This window comes from Hymenobacter roseosalivarius DSM 11622, from assembly GCF_900176135.1.
Lineage (GTDB): Bacteria > Bacteroidota > Bacteroidia > Cytophagales > Hymenobacteraceae > Hymenobacter > Hymenobacter roseosalivarius.
The window spans coordinates 37,713-52,900 of the sequence record NZ_FWWW01000048.1 but is presented as its reverse complement, the minus strand read 5'-3'; the positions used below and the strand labels follow the sequence as shown (position 1 = coordinate 52,900).

Sequence of the window (15,188 nt, the reverse complement as noted above, 5' to 3'; positions counted from 1 at the left end):
AAAAAAGTGGCCAGAAAGGGTAAAAACAGCGAAAAGGAAAGGAGACTTACTCGGGCTTGAGGTAGCGTTGCAGGCTTTGCACGTAGTTCTCGAAGGCCGAGACGCCCTGGGGCGTGATGGCACAGCGCGTGAGCGGATAGCTGCCGCTGAACTCCTTGGTCATGGTGAGGTAGCCGGCGTCTTTGAGCTTACTGATCTGGGTGCTCAGGTTACCGGCCGTAGCTCCGGTCTTCTCTTTCAGGAAGTTGAACTCCGCCTCCCGTACGCTCAGCAACAGGGACATAATCGCCAATCGAAGCTGGGAGTGCAGGAGCGGGTCGAGGTCTTCAAAGGGTGCGGCCACGGTGGTATTGGTTTTTTAACAAATGGCCTGGCACGATGTACGCCACCAGCACGGCGGCCGCTACCAGCAGCAGCTGCGTCTCGAACGACACGCGAAACGCGACCGTAGCCAGCAGCCAGCAGGCCGCCCCGCCCCAGATAAGCGGCCGGAACCGCAGCGCCCCGCCCGTGGCAAACGTGCCCAGACCATACAATGCAATGATAAGCGGATACGCAGTCTTCCAGCCCACGACGGTACCCACGCCAATGAGCATCAGCATCAGTACGCCAAAGCCGGCCCAGAGGAAGGTCATGAAGTCGCGCTGGGCAGTGCGCACCCGCTCACGGCGGCCCCGGCGGGCTCCATTTACGAAGGCAGCTACCGTACCCAGGCTCATGAGCACCGGCCAGGCCAGCCACGGCTTGTCGTAGCCAATTTTCAGCAGGCCATAATGGCTTGTGGCGGCAGCAAACACCAACCAACCCCACAGCAGCAGCTCAAACGAGTGGTCGCTGAGGTCCTGCTTGGCCGTGTGAATCATGGTCTGAATAAGGCGCAGGCTATCGGCCGGCGACATTGGGTTTTCTAAGGGTTCCATAAAAAGTAAAGTTGAAAGACAGAGGAAAGAGCAGTGCGCAAACTAAGCAGCCACGCGGCCTTGGGCGTTCAGCAAGTAACCCGGAACCACATAGCTCACCAGCATAGCCGCGGCAATGACGATCAATTGGATGTGAGCCGGCATAAAGATGATTGCCACGCCCAAAACCACCGAAGAAATGCCCCCTAGCACCAGCGGCCGGAAGCTTAATACCCGACCAGCAACCACCGCTGCCAGTCCATTGAAGAGCAGGAGGATGGGGTGAGCGTTTACCCAACCAAACTGCATGGCGCAGATAATAGCAATGAGCATGATAACAACGAAGCTTTTCTGCAGCAGACGCATGGTTTTGGCGGCGAGGGCCGTGCTGGCCGGGCGCAGCTTCCGCTCCCGCCGGCTCCGCACGCTCAGCACAATGGCCATCAACGGCATCAGCACCATCCAGGGCAGCCAGGGCGCGGCAAATCCGCCAATCTCCAACATTACTTCGCTGAGCGCCGCCACCAGCACCACAGAGCCGCGGAGCATATACGTGAAGGCATATGAACGCAAATCAGCCAGTTCTACTACCTGGCTAGGAATAGCGGCGGCGGAGCTAACAAAGTTGCTAACGGTAGCAGGGGTGGCGAAGCTGGCGAGCGTTTTCATGGGTTGGAGCAGCTAGTGATGATTGAATATGACAAACGTAAACTACTTTGCATTATAAACCAAATTATAATGCAAACTTTTTTATTCCCTAAAGCAGACCTATTTCCGCCCGCTTCGTTTTTGTTTTTTTCTATCTTTGAATGCCCGGTCTGCGCAAGTGGCCGGGTTGTTCTTTTTTTCTGCCTTTCTCACTTCTTTTTCGAAGTCCGGCTCATTAGCCTGGTTCTGGCCTCGTGGCTCCTGGCGGTGCTCAGCCATGCACGCTACGTCTTCTGGCGGCGCGAAGCCGCTTAGCCGTCTCACACCGAAAATTTCCTTCTTTTAACCTGCCCCTACATGAGTACCAAGCTTCGTCTCATTATCCTGAGCTTTTTACAGTTTTTTATCTGGGGTTCGTGGCTGATAACCATCGGGGCGTACTGGTTTCAGACCAAGCAATGGTCGGGGGCGCAGTTCGGGGCCATTTTCTCGACGATGGGCATTGCCTCCATCTTCATGCCTTCCATTATGGGCATCATCGCCGATAAGTATGTGAATGCCGAGAAACTGTACGGCGGCCTGCACATCCTGGGCGGCATTGTGCTGTTCACGGTGCCCTTAGTGAATGACCCCGGCACCATGTTTTGGGTGATGCTGCTGAACATGATTTTCTACATGCCCACGCTGGCTTTGTCCATTGCCGTATCGTACTCGGTGCTCAAGCGCCAGGGCCTCGATGTAGTTAAGGATTACCCGCCCATCCGGGTGTGGGGCACCATCGGCTTCATTGTAGCCATGCAGGCAGTTAGCTTGCTGGGGTTTGAGAAGTCGGCCAACCAGTTTTACGTGGCTGCCGGCGCGGCCATCCTGCTGGGTTTGTACTCTTTCACGCTGCCCAAGTGCCCGCCCCTTGCCAAAGACACGCCCAGCCGCTCACTAGTTGATGTACTGGGCCTGAAGTCCTTCGCGTTGCTGCGCGACACCAAGATGCTCACGTTCTTCCTGTTCGCTCTGTTGCTGGGCGCGGCCTTGCAGCTCACCAACGCCTACGGTGACACCTTCCTGCACGACTTCGATAAGGTACCGGCCTACCAGGACACGTTCACGGTACAGCATCCAGCTATCATCCTGTCCATCTCGCAGATTTCCGAAACGCTGTTTATTCTGGCTATTCCTTTCTTTCTGCGCCGCTTCGGCATCAAGCAAGTCATGTTATTCAGCATGGTGGCCTGGGTGCTGCGCTTCGGGCTGCTCGCCTACAGCAACCCCATCGACGGGCTGTGGATGATTATCCTCTCGTGCATCGTGTACGGTATGGCCTTCGACTTCTTCAATATTTCCGGCTCACTATTCGTCGAGACACAGACCGCCCCGTCTATCCGGGCCAGTGCGCAGGGCTTATTTATGATGATGACTAACGGCTTCGGCGCCGTTTTCGGCAGTCTGGTGAGCGGCCTCGTTATCGAAAAGTATTTCACTGCCCCCGACGGCATTACTAAGAACTGGCAAGGCATCTGGCTGTCTTTTGCCGGCTACGCCCTGGTCGTCGCTGTGCTGTTTCTCATCCTGTTCAGGCACAAGCACAACCCGATGGCTGAAGAAGAAGTGGAGCAATCTGGGCCGTTACTTGCCGCCAGCGAGTTGTAATCGGGAGCGAATCTTCCCTAAAGTATAAAAACGGTATAAAAATAGTCTATTCTTAGTATAATTAAAAACCCGCTCTGCGCGATGCAGAGCGGGTTTTTTGTTGTCATTCCGAGTGAAGCGAGTAATCTGAGTTAAAATCGTCAGGACTCTTCATGCAGAGTCCTTGCTTCGCTCAGTACGACAGAAGCTTAGAACTGCTCGTCGGCGCTGAAATAGAAGTCGCCTTCAATCTGTGCGTTCTCGTCGGAGTCGGAGCCGTGCACGGCGTTGGCCTCGATGCTCTTGGCGTACTTCTTCCGGATGGTGCCTTCTTCGGCCTGGGCTGGGTTAGTAGCACCAATCAGCGTGCGAAAATCGGCAACGGCGTTGTCTTTCTCCAGAATAGCCGCCACGATGGGGCCCGACGACATGTATTTTACCAGATCCTGGTAGAAGGGGCGCTCCTTATGAACTTCGTAGAATTTGCCGGCGCGCTCAGGCGTCAGGCGTACTTTCTTGAGCGAAACGATGCGGAAGCCACCCTCTTCGATCATGTGCAGGATGCCACCAATGTGGTTTTCCTGCACCGCGTCGGGCTTAATCATCGTGAATGTGCGGTTAGTGGCCATTCTATTATTTATGGTAAAGTGATGTTGGGAAATGTGGAATGCTTGCGATGCGCAAATCGTTAGGCGAATGCGGCGGCAAAAGTAGCCTAAAGTTGGTAGGGTTGGGTAGTAAGAAGCTGGTAAGGCGCAAACAACACGAAAAAAGCCCCCCGACTGCTTAAGACTATCATGTAGAGACTGTCATGTAGAGCGCAGCGAAGCATCTCGCGTGCAGTCGTTGTGGCGCTATTTTCATGCTGAGGAATCGCAGCATCTCTACCGCTCGTTGAAAAAGCCCTGGTTACTACTCGGAGAGGTGCTTGGATTCCTCAGCATAAGATTCTATGTCACTCTTGCGTGGCGCTCTGCTATTCTCTTTTCTTCCACCACTTTACTACCTCCTACCCACTTACCGAACCTAATCCCAAGCGGCCGTTGTTAGAGCAAAAATTATTTGCGGATTATTTCCGAATTTTGCCGCCTTGCTTCCGGCCTAAACCACCGAATTTCAGCCACCTATCAGTAGGCAATGTCCACAATCTCCGCTCTGAAGGAGCTGCTCGCGCAGCCCCGGCAGATTTTTATCACCACCCACCACAAACCCGACGCCGACGCGCTTGGCTCCTCCTTGGGGCTGGCCGGTTACCTCCGCAAAAAAGGGCACCACGTAACCGTCGTCACGCCCTCCGATTATCCCGACTTTTTGGCCTGGATGCCAGGCAATGAGGATGTTATCGTATACGATTCGCGCCGCAATGATGCGCAGGTACGTGAGATAATTGGTACGGCTGAAGTTATTTTCTGCCTCGATTTCAGCTGTCTGGGCCGCATCAATGAGCTCGGCACCTACATCCGCAACGCCCCCGGCACCAAGGTACTTATCGACCACCATCTGGAGCCCGAGAACTTTGCTGATCTCGATTTCTCCAATCCCAAAGCCGCCGCTACGGCCGAGCTGGTGTTTGAGGTAATCCGCGATTTGGGCGACCAGGACATGATTGACGTGGGCATTGGCGAGAGCCTCTACGCGGGCATCATGACCGATACGGGCTCGTTTCGCCACCCCAGCACCTCGCGCAACGTGCACCTGATCATTGCCGAATTGCTCGACGCCGGCATTGACCTGAGCTCCGTGCACCGCCGCATCTACGACTCGCACTCCGAAATGCGCCTGCGCTTTCTGGGCTTCGTGCTGAAGGATAAACTGGTGGTGCTGCCCGAATACAACACGGCTTATATCGCCATTACCCAGGACGAGCTGCGCCAATACCAGTCCAAGACCGGCGACACGGAAGGTCTCGTTAATTTTGCCTTAAGCATTGAAGGCGTGGTCTTTGCGGCCGTATTGATTGACCGTGGATCAGCGGTTAAAATATCTTTCCGCTCGGTGGGGGACTTTTCGGTGAACGAATTTGCCCGCCAGAACTTTCAGGGCGGCGGCCACCTCAACGCATCAGGTGGCATTAGCTACGAACCTTTGGATGCGACCGTGCAACGCTTCCTAAGTTTATTGCCTCAGTATCAGACACAGCTCGTGACGGCCCCGCTAGCGGTTGCGCCGCCCGCGGCGTAACTTGCCCCGAATTTATCCTCACCTTCTTTTCCTTTTCATGCTTTTTCAACGCAATTTCCTGAGCTTGGCGCTTGCCGCCGGCATTTTGGGCCTCGCTTCCTGCAACAAGGGCGGCGGTGATTTCACAAAGGCCAAATCCGGCTTTGAGTACAAACTTTTCAAGAGCGAAGGTGGCAAGTACACCGAGCGGGAAGTAGCCCCCACCGGCGACCCGACTTATAAGGACCGCTTGGGCAAGATTCTGGCCCTCAACGTAGAATATCGCACCGCGAAAGACTCTATCCTGTTCAACTCGCGCAAGGCCCAGATGGGCGTTCCAATGCGCATCAAGCTGGAAGAGCTGAAAACCAAAGGTGGCCTGGAAGAAGCGCTTTCTATGCTTCAGCCCGGCGACAGCGCCGTATTCCGCTTCAACGTGGATACCATTTTTGCTAAATCCTTCCGCGCGCCGGTGCCGCCTTTCATGAAGAAAGCCGGCAACACGATGACCATGTTCGTGAAGGCCGATAAGCTCCAAAGCGAGCAGGAGGCTATGGCCGACCAGCAGAAGATGATGGAGGAGCAGCAGAAAAAGATGATGGCTTACGCCGAAGTGCAGATTAAGAAAGATGATGTCATCCTGCAGGACTACATCAAGAAAAATAACCTGAAAGCGGAGAAATCTCCTTCCGGCATCTACTACGTAGTAAATAAGGCTGGCACCGGCGCGAAGCCCAAGCAGGGTCAGACCGTGGCCGTGACCTACAAAGGCTCGCTGCTCGATGGTAAAGTATTCGACTCGTCGGAGAAGCAAGGTGGTAAGCCGATTGAGTTTCCGTTGGGCGTAGGCCAGGTGATTCCGGGTTGGGATCAGGGCATTGCCCTGCTCAACAAGGGCAGCCAGGCGACGCTGCTTATTCCTTCCACGCTCGGCTATGGCCAGCGTGGTGCTGGTGCCGACATTCCGGCCGATGCCGTGCTCCGCTTCGATGTGGAACTGGTTGACGTAAAGTAAAAAAGCCCCCCAGCCGTCGTGCGCGGGCCTGCGGGCCGGCCACGACGGCTTTTTTTATCTTCTATTTTTTGCCTTCCATGATTCAGTTGCTCAAACGCTCTATCCTCTCCCGATTAGCCGTTTTTCTATTAGCCAGTGTGCCATTGCTCACGGCCTGCGAAAAAGAAACAGACTATGTAAAGAAGGATGAAAAAATCATCCAGGAATACATAGCGCAGAATACTATCGTTGGCGCTCAGCGCCAGGAGTCCGGGCTCTACTATGTGCCGACAGTGGAAGGCACGGGCGCAAAGGCCAAGCCCGGCCAGACGGTGTCCGTGCACTACGTAGGCACCTTGCTCAATGGACAGGAGTTTGACAACTCCGTAAAGCGCGGCAAGCCAATCGAATTTCAACTGGGTGTACGGCAGGTTATTGCTGGCTGGGACGAAGGCATTGCCTTGATGAACCAGGGAGGCAAAGCGACGCTGCTGATTCCATCGTCGCTGGGCTATGGTGCCAACGGTGCCGGAGGAGTTATTCCACCCAATGCCGTGCTCCGCTTCGATGTGGAGCTGGTAAGCGTTAAATAATCAGGCGCGGTACTACGTTATAAGCCTGACGGGCTTATCCTACAAACAAGGTGATACGATGATGAAGACTTTTTTTACATACCCTTTGCTCAACCGCTTCTTCTTGCTGTTGTTGGCTATTGGCCCCTTTCTGGCAGCCTGCGGCGACACGACAACGGAGAAATTCGCCAAAGAACTGCGTAAGAAGGAAGACGAATATAAAGTAATCGACGAGACTAAGATTCAGGCTTACCTCGTCAAAAACAACATTACGGAGTTCACCCGCCTGCCTTCGGGCCTGTTTATGGTGCCCATCGTAAATGGCACCGGCCCGCAGGTAAAGGCGGGTAACCGGGTTGCGGTGAAGTATCGGGGCACGCTTCTGGAAAATGGCGTCGTGTTCGACAGCTCCTTCGACCGCCGTATTCAATGTGACTGCGGCGAGTTTCTGATCGGGAGTGGTGAGGTAATTAAAGGTTGGGATCAGGCTTTTGTGGAGATGAAGAAAGGTGACCGCAAAACACTGATTATCCCGTCGTATCTGGCTTATGGACCAACTGGCAAACCTAATGCAGCTGGCTCGTATGACATTTTGCCTAATCAAGTGCTTATTTTCGACGTCGAAATCACCGATATCCGGTGAAAAAGCCCCCCGGACACTTTCGTTGGTGGCGAATTGTGCTGCTTGTGCTGCTTATTGCCGGAGCTGGCCGCAGCCAGGCACAAAGCCTGACCGACACCATTCGTACTACCTCGGGCGTGCGCTATTACATTCATCAGCCTGGCAAGGGTGCTACAGCTAGTGCCGGCGACCGGGTAACAGTTCATTATACCGGCTTTCTGCCCAATGGCAAGCTTTTCGACTCTTCGGCTACGGATGGCCGCCCGTTGCGCTGCCGCGTAGGTCGTGGCGAGGTGATTAAGGGCTGGGACGAAGTATTGCAGCTATTGCCCGCTGGTAGTCGGGCCCGCGTCTGGATACCGGCCGCGCTGGCCTACGGGGCCAAAGGTGCCCGCAACCCCGACGATGATAACCGCTACATTGTTCCACCGAAGACCGATCTGATATTTGAATTGGAAATGGTGAAAGTGCATAAATAAAAAAGTCCCCCAGCGACGCTGGGGGACTTTTTTGTGAAAAAACCTGATGCTATTCTCCCAGTACCTCCGAAAGCACGGCCAGCGACCGAATGTCGCCGAGCTTTTCGATGTGGAGCTGATAATAGCGAATGAGCACAGCCAACAGCTCGCGGCGGACGCGGCCATTGGGCACGGTAGCCGTAGCAGGGTCGCGGAGCAGCTCATCGAAGTAGTGGTCGAACTCGCGGAAGCGCAGTATCGTGGGGGCGCTGCTGCTGCTGGCGGGGTTGCTGGCCTCGCCCGCGAAGGCAACCTGGGTTGTTACCTGCTCACCCGACAGAATACCGAAGCCCAGATAGGCTGCCAGCTGAAGCAGAAAAACGAGCGCGAAGTTTTCGTAGCCAGCAGTTTGCTTGTCGAAAGCCAGAATAGAATCGTGCAGAAACGTGAACAGAGGCTCGTTTTCTTCTTCCTCAAACACAGTCCGGCTCACGACTTCCGACAAAAACAGCACGACGCTGCCCTTGCGCACATCGTAGGGAATGCTGGCAAACTGCTCGGCGCACCGAAACTCCGATAAGCGCGTGATACCGCCCGTGCGCGAGGTGTACGCCACCAGATCGAGCAGCGTGAAGGGTTGAAATAACGCAATGCGTCCCGGTGGCTTGGCCTTGCGCACCCCGTTCACGATATAGGTTTGCAGGCCCAACCGCTCGGTATACACCCGCGCAATGATGCTGGTTTCGCGGTACTTAATGTAGCTCAGAACCAAGCCACGCGTTTTTACAAGCATTAGGATGTATTGGTTTTTGCTACTCTTCTGGGTGGATAGACGAGCTACGAATAATAAATGGTCAGGCAGCTTTTTAACACCGAAACACGGCAATAAATCACCGCGCTACCACCGCTATTTTGCTGATACAGGCGTTTTTGCCATCAGCATCGGAGGAGAGAACCATGTACACGCCTGACTGCACTTTGCGGCCGTTGTAGTCGGCTAGGTTCCAGGTGAGGGTGCCGCCGTTGGCGCGGGTCTGATACACGAGCTTGCCCGTCACATCTGTGATTTTGACGACCGCGTTATTCGCCAGACCCGAAATACCCACCTGCCCCGTAAAATCGGTGCGCACGGGATTGGGGAATACTTTAGCGCAGGCAGGCTTGCCTTCCGTAACGGTAGCTGAGCCACGGTAAGACACGACTCCAGCGTCGGTTACGACGAATACTTCGCCGGTACGGTCGTTCACGGCCACATCCAGAATGCGGTTGGAGGGCAGGGGGCTATTATCAGTGGTGAAATTGAACAGGGCTTCATCGACACTTTCGCTGAACAGCCACAGACCGCGGTCAGTACCGAACCACTTGCGGTTGGCTCCATCCACGGCCACGGCGCGCACTACATCGCTACTCAGTGCCGGAAAACCCCGACTAGTTGGTGGACCACGCAGAATAAAAGGTTTTTGAAACACCGCCTCAGAACTGGGCGCGAAGGTCTGGCCAGGGTCGGTGAGGAAGGCCACGCCGGCGCTGGTCGCTACCCAGATACTGCCCTGGCGGTCCTTCACCATATCATAGATGTCATTGGAGGGCAGGCCGTTGGCCGTAGAGAAATAGCGGGGCGTGCGCGTCGTTTCGTCGTAGGCGATAACGCCGTTGCCCGTGGGCTGGCGCGACGTGGACAGCCAAACGTAGCCATTATCATCGAGCACAATGCCGTTGAGGTTCTCAACTCCGGCGAAATAAGGCAATGAGCGCCAAGTGGTCGCTACGGGGTTGAAGACGTGCACGCCGGGCACACCAGCAAACTCATGCCGGTTCACCACCCACACATTTCCCTCAGCATCAGTCGTCAGGTCGGTGATGCGGGTGTAGTTAGGGTCGAAGTTGGAAAACTTAGGCGGTGCCAGGGCCGTCTTCAGCGGATTGTTGCCGCTGCCATCGGTGAAGAGCCGGAAGCTGCCAGGCCCCTTCCACTCCAGCACGCCATTACCGTAGCTGCCAATGTAGAGTGTGCCATCGGGGGTGCGTACGCCGTGGCTGGGGTCCTGAAAATTGGGATATTGGGTGCGGTCGGGCAGGGTCTGGGGGGTAATATTGGTCCACTGCCCTTCCTTGTACTCATAAAAACCGCCAAAAGAGCCGTTTTGCATAAACCGGTCAGAAAAGCCACCACTGAATACGTCTGTGATACCCGTGCGCGCGTCGCTGTACACACTGAAAGCACGGGCGCTAGCTGGCGCGTTCGTTACAAAGTTCTCAAACTGTTGGCCATCGGTTGTTTTCACTAAGCCATTTTGAAAATCAGCCACGTAGAACGCACCATCACGGGAGCGAACCGCCGCCCGCGTATCACGTAGCAGTGCATTACGATAGGTGCGAATCGTGCCGCCCGGCTTGTCGAGCACAGACAGGTTATCCAGCCCAACTACCAGTAAACCAGCTCGCGAGGGCGTGAGCTGCCGAAATTGCCCCCCAGCGAAGCCTGCCACCGGCTGCCAGCCCCGACCAGCCCCACTGCCCCCCCTGAAACGGTAGAGCTGGTCGCCATTAGCGCCAGCATACACCTGCCCGGCCTGGGTGGCCAGTGTGCGAAACGGATTCCCGGTTCGAGCGGGCAGATCGGTGGTCCAGTTGCGGAAGTTGGCGAGGTTATCCGTAAGCCGCCCCCGCAGCAGGCCCGCCGAGGTAGCGGCATACACTGAGTCGCGGAGCACAGCGCTGGCGTACACCTGCACCGCCTGCCCGGCCGGCCCGATATTGACGTAGGTATCACGCACTTCCAGGCGCGTCATATCAAATACAACTAAGCCAAAACTACACGCCAGATAGGCCCGAGGCCCGCTGAAATTGATATGATTGACGGTTTTAGCCTGGGTAATCTCGGCCCGCAGAATATCGGTCACATTCTGAATGGAGCCGTTGGCGCGCAGTACGTCCAGGTTGCCGTTGTTGTAAGCCACAAGCAGCTGCTGGCTGACCGAATCGTAGGCCACGGTGCTGACGCCCACATCATTGAGGCCGTCGCGGCGGGAAAGCAGGCGGGTGGTGTTTAGCTCTTTATCGAAATAGAAAAAAGAGTTTTCGGTGGCTACGTATACCCGCTTGTCCGCATCGGCCAGGGCTTTGGCCTGGTTAGTGGGCAAATGCAGCTGCCAGTCGCCAAAACCTACAGGCCCCTGTGCGACGGCCGAGGGTAGGCTGAAAAGCCAGACAGCAACAAGGCCGAACCAACGGCAGGTACGCAGCAGATAAGTCATGGGCGAAAATAGAGTTAACACCGAGCTGGAGCCTGGTGCTACAGGGTCTCGTGCCGCGCCGCAACCCGCGCCGGGGGGCTTTTTTCCTTCATGCCCTCTATAAAGCAAGGGCGGCAACGCGCCTCATACGAGTCGGTTTCACCCAGCAAAATCTTGTCCTCGGAGGCAGCGATACGGAAGGAATACGAAGCCAATTCGCCGCAGCACACGCACACCGCGTGCACTTTGGTAACATATTCGGCCACCGCCATCAGGGCGGGGACGGGGCCGAAGGGCTTGCCGGCATAATCCATATCGAGGCCAGCCACGATGACGCGGGTGCCGCGGTTGGCGAGCTGCACGCACACTTCTATCAGCGACTCATCAAAAAACTGGGCTTCGTCGATGCCGACTACGTCGCAGCCGCTGGTCATGAGCAGAATCTCCTGGGCCAACGCCACGGGCGTCGAGCGAATGCTGTTCGCGTTGTGCGATACGACATCGTGGGCGTGGTAGCGGGTATCGAGGGCGGGCTTGAAGATTTCGACCCGCTGCCGGGCAATGGTGGCCCGGTTGAGGCGGCGAATAAGCTCTTCGGTTTTGCCTGAAAACATGGAGCCGCACACCACTTCAATCCAGCCCCGGCGGGGGGCCTCGCGGTTGGTGCCGACGCGGGGTTCTAGAAACATAGGGCCTGCTGTGAGTAGCCAGTGAGGGGTGGCTTGACTTTACTTTAAACCTCTAAAGTAAGGGTTTCGGCGGGGAGCTTCAAGAACCGCGACGGGGAAATCTGTTCCGCGCAGTGCTATACGCCTGTCTGGCACTAAGTTCACTCTTCCGCTCATTACAGAACAGAATTAAGCACTAATCAGAGCTATAAATTACGTGCGGCAGTTTGGTGGCTTCGGGCACGCGGGCTATAAGTTCGCCCTGAGGCAAGCGGGTTTGACATGTGAGTCGCTCGTGGGGCAGCAGGCGGCCGGCGCGGCGGTAACGCAATTCTGCCTCTGTATCGGGCGTTAGGTTTTCCGCGCCGCTAAGCACCTCCAAACGGCAGGTGGTGCAGCGGCCTTTGCCCCCACAGGCGTGCATCCAGTCGTGGCCGGCGGCGTGCAGCGCAGCCAGCAGGGTAGAGCCGGCGGGCACCTCCAGTATGGCTCCCGGCAAGTTTCGCACGGTCAGACTAGGCATCTTTCCTTAAATTGCCGATTGAATCAGGATTTGAAATGAAGGACAAATATAGCCACGCCAAGCGCGAACACTACGGCCGCCGGCTGGCCGCTCACCTCTGCGACCAGCATTTTGGCCCCCAGCCCACCGCTACCCTCGATGGCCCTGCGGTGCTGCGCTTCACACCTATCCGGCAGGTAAACCTGTTGGTGGTGCAGCAATTGCTGGCGCAATGGACGGCCGAAATGGCCCGTCTGCGCAGCCCTTACTTCGATTTTGAGGCCCCCGACGTGCGGCAGGCGCTCACCCAGTTTATGAACACGCTTTCCCGACGTATTCGGTTGAACCGGGGGGCTTTTGAGCCTCTGCTGGCCCGCGCCGTCGCCGATACGCTCGGCGTGGTGGCCGACCCGGTGCTGACGTTTGAGGAGAAGCTCCTCGGCGGGCAGCCTACCGCCACGGCTGCCCAGCTGCGGGATGCGCTGCGCTATCTGGACCTTAATAAGGACCTGTTCGCGGAGTTTATCGACAGTTTATCACCAGATGCGCCATTGGAGCGCGACTTTCTGCTGGAACGCTTCCGGCTGCACCAGGAGGCTACGTATAAAAGCCATCAGCTCATGGAACGGCTGGTGGCGGAGTTCAGCGCTTTGCTCCCACTCACGGAGGCTGATTTGTGGGCCGATGGTCCTGTGCGTGCGCCTGCGGCACCCATTGCGGAAGCGCCCCGCCCGGTTCAGCCGCAGCCTGCGCGTGAGCCAGAACCTGCACGAGTTGCTGAGCCTGCGCGCACTGCCGAGCCGGCAAACACTACGGAGCCAGTAGTTGCTCCAGCTGCAGTAGCCCCGACACCCACTCCTGTTCAAAATGCCCCCCAGCCATCGGTAGCTACGCCTACTTTCGTGGCCACACCAGCTTTCGTGCCTACGCCAACACTAGAACCGTCGCCGGAACCCAAGCCGGCCCATGAACCAATAGTCGCGCCTCGCCGTCCGCTCACAGAAGCAGGCCCGACCAGCGTACCTCTCTACGAAAAGCTAAAAGCGGACCGCCCTGCTGCCACTTCGCTAAGTGAAACACTTCGCCCGGAAAAAGCGGGGGCCACGCTGGCCGAAAAGCCCCCCAGAGTGGAATCGTTGCGCGAGGCTATTTCTATTAATCAGCGTTTTGGCTTTATCAATGAGCTGTTTAACGGAGAAAATATGGAGTATCATACTGCTATTCAGCACCTCGACACGTTCAATGATCCTGAATCGGCCAAACGTTACGTGACTCAGGACTTAGCGTCTAAATACGACTGGACGCGCAAGGAGGAGCATGTGGGCAAGCTATTGAAGCTCATCGACCGGAAGTTTGCTTAGAGAAGACATAAAAAAAACCCCCAGCAATTCTTCGAAAATTACTGGGGGGTTTTTTTATGTCTTCAGCTGCCTTTTACAAGGCTACTCCTGGCCTATATCAGCGCACTAGATCCTGCTTGCGGTAGGCGTCAATTGCCAGCATTATAAACAGCAGAATGGTAAACGACCAGAGCGAGGAGCCGCCGTAGCTGAACAGCGGCAGCGGGATGCCCACCACCGGTGCCAGGCCAATGGTCATGCCTACATTGACGGCGAAGTGGAAGAAGAAAATACTGGCCACGCAGTAGCCATACGTGCGCCCAAATACTGATTTCTGACGCTCGGCCACATACACCAGGCGCATCAGCAGGGCCATAAACAGGATGATAACTACCAGGCTGCCCATCCAGCCCCACTCTTCGCCTACGGTGCAGAAGATGAAGTCGGTGCTTTGCTCGGGCACGAAGTCGAACTTGGTTTGGGTGCCTTCCAGGAAACCTTTGCCCATCAAACCACCTGAGCCGATGGCAATCTTGGATTGGGTCACGTTCCAGCCCACGCCCAGAGGATCGGCCGATGGGTTGATAAGGACTTCAATACGCTTACGCTGGTGGGGCTGAAGCACGTTATTAAAAAAGAAATCGACTCCAAACACCATTCCGACCACCACCGCCCACACGCTCAGGGCCAACGGCAAGTGGTGGCGCATCACCCGCGAATTGACCAGAAAAATGCCCCCCAGAATGAGGGTAATCCCGCCGATGAGCCAGAGCTTGGGAATTAGCAAAGCTAGAATCAAAATGATGCCCGCGGCGGCGAGTACAATGAGGATGAGGGGCGACATGCCCTCGCGGAAGTAGGCCAGCAGAAACGCGCCAAACACGAGCGCCTGGCCGGTCTCGTTGGAGGCAATAATAAGCAGCGGCGGCAGCAGCGTGAGGCCCGCCAGCACCGCCTGGTCGCGCCAGTTCTGATGGCGCAGGTTGATGCCGGCCATGTAGCGCGACACGGCCAGTGCGGTGGCAAACTTGGCAAACTCCGCTGGTTGCAGGCGCACCGGCCCCAGCTCCAGCCACGACCGCGACCCCGCAATAGGTCGGGCCACGAAGAGCGTGACTAGCAGCAACACGACCACAATGGCGTAAAAGCCGTAGGCAAACGTGTCGTAGGCCTTATAATCGACCACTACCAGAATAACCATCAGCACTACGGCCGTCCCGATCCAGATAATCTGCTTAAACCAGTTGAAGGCCATCAGCTCCTGAAAGCTCTGCCCAGCGAAGCCAACGGATGGTGCGTCAGGCGAGTAGCTGGCCGCGTACACACTCAGCCAGCCCAGGCCCACCATCAAAGCATAGATGCCGATGGTTACCCAATCAAGACTGCGACTGTATCTGGCGGGTGAAGAAGGCACTGGTGAGGGGTGTTATAAGTTGAGGCTGGCTAATAGCACGTCAGGCTGA

17 protein-coding genes are annotated in these 15,188 nt (G+C 56.2%); 8 read left to right on the top strand and 9 right to left on the bottom strand.

The window, feature by feature from the left end; genetic code table 11:
• Positions 1-46 precede the first annotated feature (46 nt).
• Genes B9A24_RS05120 through B9A24_RS05110 form a run of 3 tightly spaced genes read right to left on the bottom strand, consistent with a single transcriptional unit; the run spans position 47 to position 1,568 of the window.
• Positions 47-343 carry a winged helix-turn-helix domain-containing protein gene (locus tag B9A24_RS05120; protein WP_234996999.1) on the bottom strand — a complete coding sequence of 99 codons (297 nt, stop codon included), beginning with the start codon at positions 341-343 and terminating at the stop codon, positions 47-49.
• Positions 327-920 carry a hypothetical protein gene (locus B9A24_RS05115; RefSeq protein WP_143434766.1) on the bottom strand — a complete coding sequence of 198 codons (594 nt, stop codon included), beginning with the start codon at positions 918-920 and terminating at the stop codon, positions 327-329. The genes B9A24_RS05120 and B9A24_RS05115 overlap by 17 nt, the downstream gene beginning before the upstream one ends.
• A gap of 42 nt (positions 921-962) precedes the next feature.
• Positions 963-1,568, bottom strand: a complete 606-nt coding sequence (locus B9A24_RS05110) for a hypothetical protein (RefSeq protein WP_084444103.1) — start codon at positions 1,566-1,568, stop codon at positions 963-965.
• Positions 1,569-1,637: 69 nt separating this feature from the next.
• Here B9A24_RS05110 and B9A24_RS05105 point away from each other — a divergent pair, with 69 nt between their 5' ends.
• Together B9A24_RS05105 and B9A24_RS05100 are read left to right on the top strand one after the other, a co-directional pair.
• On the top strand, positions 1,638-1,862 hold the full coding sequence (locus B9A24_RS05105; RefSeq protein ID WP_143434765.1) for a hypothetical protein: 225 nt from the start codon (positions 1,638-1,640) through the stop codon (positions 1,860-1,862).
• Between the two features lie 42 nt (positions 1,863-1,904).
• Positions 1,905-3,194, top strand: a complete 1,290-nt coding sequence (locus tag B9A24_RS05100) for a nucleoside permease (protein ID WP_084444101.1) — start codon at positions 1,905-1,907, stop codon at positions 3,192-3,194.
• A 188-nt stretch (positions 3,195-3,382) separates the two neighbouring features.
• Here the strand turns inward: B9A24_RS05100 and B9A24_RS05095 are convergent, their stop codons facing one another.
• Positions 3,383-3,802 carry a nucleoside-diphosphate kinase gene (locus B9A24_RS05095; RefSeq protein ID WP_084444100.1) on the bottom strand — a complete coding sequence of 140 codons (420 nt, stop codon included), beginning with the start codon at positions 3,800-3,802 and terminating at the stop codon, positions 3,383-3,385.
• Positions 3,803-4,310: 508 nt separating this feature from the next.
• Between B9A24_RS05095 and B9A24_RS05090 the strand changes: the two genes are divergently transcribed.
• The 5 genes from B9A24_RS05090 (at position 4,311) to B9A24_RS05070 (ending at position 8,000) form a co-directional block, all read left to right on the top strand.
• Positions 4,311-5,354: a DHH family phosphoesterase gene (locus B9A24_RS05090; protein ID WP_084444099.1), complete on the top strand. Its 1,044-nt coding sequence runs from the start codon at positions 4,311-4,313 to the stop codon at positions 5,352-5,354.
• A 37-nt stretch (positions 5,355-5,391) separates the two neighbouring features.
• Positions 5,392-6,348 (top strand): FKBP-type peptidyl-prolyl cis-trans isomerase, encoded by a 957-nt coding sequence (locus tag B9A24_RS05085; RefSeq protein WP_084444098.1) that lies wholly within the window; start codon positions 5,392-5,394, stop codon positions 6,346-6,348.
• 77 nt (positions 6,349-6,425) lie between these two features.
• Complete coding sequence (locus B9A24_RS05080) at positions 6,426-6,920, top strand: FKBP-type peptidyl-prolyl cis-trans isomerase (protein ID WP_084444097.1); 495 nt, start codon at positions 6,426-6,428, stop codon at positions 6,918-6,920.
• Between the two features lie 58 nt (positions 6,921-6,978).
• A complete protein-coding gene (locus B9A24_RS05075) occupies positions 6,979-7,542 on the top strand; it encodes an FKBP-type peptidyl-prolyl cis-trans isomerase (RefSeq protein ID WP_084444096.1) in 564 nt (187 codons plus the stop codon).
• The gene (locus B9A24_RS05070; RefSeq protein WP_084444095.1) at positions 7,539-8,000 is read left to right on the top strand and encodes an FKBP-type peptidyl-prolyl cis-trans isomerase; all 462 of its coding nucleotides are present in this window, start codon (positions 7,539-7,541) and stop codon (positions 7,998-8,000) included. The genes B9A24_RS05075 and B9A24_RS05070 overlap by 4 nt, the downstream gene beginning before the upstream one ends.
• Before the next feature lie 49 nt (positions 8,001-8,049).
• Here B9A24_RS05070 and recO read toward each other — a convergent pair whose 3' ends face one another.
• From recO to B9A24_RS05050, 4 genes are all read right to left on the bottom strand, one after another.
• Positions 8,050-8,772 carry a DNA repair protein RecO gene (gene recO, locus B9A24_RS05065; RefSeq protein WP_084444094.1) on the bottom strand — a complete coding sequence of 241 codons (723 nt, stop codon included), beginning with the start codon at positions 8,770-8,772 and terminating at the stop codon, positions 8,050-8,052.
• A 97-nt stretch (positions 8,773-8,869) separates the two neighbouring features.
• Positions 8,870-11,236 (bottom strand): type IX secretion system anionic LPS delivery protein PorZ, encoded by a 2,367-nt coding sequence (porZ, locus tag B9A24_RS05060; protein ID WP_084444093.1) that lies wholly within the window; start codon positions 11,234-11,236, stop codon positions 8,870-8,872.
• A gap of 38 nt (positions 11,237-11,274) precedes the next feature.
• Positions 11,275-11,904, bottom strand: coding sequence for a thymidine kinase (locus B9A24_RS05055; protein WP_084444092.1), 630 nt, complete (start codon positions 11,902-11,904; stop codon positions 11,275-11,277).
• 175 nt (positions 11,905-12,079) lie between these two features.
• On the bottom strand, positions 12,080-12,406 hold the full coding sequence (locus B9A24_RS05050; protein WP_084444091.1) for a 2Fe-2S iron-sulfur cluster-binding protein: 327 nt from the start codon (positions 12,404-12,406) through the stop codon (positions 12,080-12,082).
• Between the two features lie 35 nt (positions 12,407-12,441).
• Between B9A24_RS05050 and B9A24_RS05045 the strand changes: the two genes are divergently transcribed.
• Positions 12,442-13,746: a hypothetical protein gene (locus B9A24_RS05045; RefSeq protein ID WP_084444090.1), complete on the top strand. Its 1,305-nt coding sequence runs from the start codon at positions 12,442-12,444 to the stop codon at positions 13,744-13,746.
• Positions 13,747-13,843: 97 nt separating this feature from the next.
• On the opposite strand, the gene rodA is transcribed toward B9A24_RS05045, so the two are convergent.
• Positions 13,844-15,139 carry a rod shape-determining protein RodA gene (gene rodA / locus B9A24_RS05040; RefSeq protein ID WP_234996997.1) on the bottom strand — a complete coding sequence of 432 codons (1,296 nt, stop codon included), beginning with the start codon at positions 15,137-15,139 and terminating at the stop codon, positions 13,844-13,846.
• Positions 15,140-15,188 lie beyond the last annotated feature (49 nt).

Coding starts and splice junctions, on each gene's coding strand:
- B9A24_RS05115 (WP_143434766.1), bottom strand. CDS start 920: ATGGAACCCTTAGAAAACCCAATGTCGCCGGCCGATAGCCTGCGCCTT.
- B9A24_RS05110 (WP_084444103.1), bottom strand. CDS start 1,568: ATGAAAACGCTCGCCAGCTTCGCCACCCCTGCTACCGTTAGCAACTTT.
- B9A24_RS05105 (WP_143434765.1), top strand. CDS start 1,638: ATGCAAACTTTTTTATTCCCTAAAGCAGACCTATTTCCGCCCGCTTCG.
- B9A24_RS05100 (WP_084444101.1), top strand. CDS start 1,905: ATGAGTACCAAGCTTCGTCTCATTATCCTGAGCTTTTTACAGTTTTTT.
- B9A24_RS05095 (WP_084444100.1), bottom strand. CDS start 3,802: ATGGCCACTAACCGCACATTCACGATGATTAAGCCCGACGCGGTGCAG.
- B9A24_RS05090 (WP_084444099.1), top strand. CDS start 4,311: ATGTCCACAATCTCCGCTCTGAAGGAGCTGCTCGCGCAGCCCCGGCAG.
- B9A24_RS05085 (WP_084444098.1), top strand. CDS start 5,392: ATGCTTTTTCAACGCAATTTCCTGAGCTTGGCGCTTGCCGCCGGCATT.
- B9A24_RS05080 (WP_084444097.1), top strand. CDS start 6,426: ATGATTCAGTTGCTCAAACGCTCTATCCTCTCCCGATTAGCCGTTTTT.
- B9A24_RS05075 (WP_084444096.1), top strand. CDS start 6,979: ATGATGAAGACTTTTTTTACATACCCTTTGCTCAACCGCTTCTTCTTG.
- recO (WP_084444094.1), bottom strand. CDS start 8,772: ATGCTTGTAAAAACGCGTGGCTTGGTTCTGAGCTACATTAAGTACCGC.
- porZ (WP_084444093.1), bottom strand. CDS start 11,236: ATGACTTATCTGCTGCGTACCTGCCGTTGGTTCGGCCTTGTTGCTGTC.
- B9A24_RS05055 (WP_084444092.1), bottom strand. CDS start 11,904: ATGTTTCTAGAACCCCGCGTCGGCACCAACCGCGAGGCCCCCCGCCGG.
- B9A24_RS05050 (WP_084444091.1), bottom strand. CDS start 12,406: ATGCCTAGTCTGACCGTGCGAAACTTGCCGGGAGCCATACTGGAGGTG.
- B9A24_RS05045 (WP_084444090.1), top strand. CDS start 12,442: ATGAAGGACAAATATAGCCACGCCAAGCGCGAACACTACGGCCGCCGG.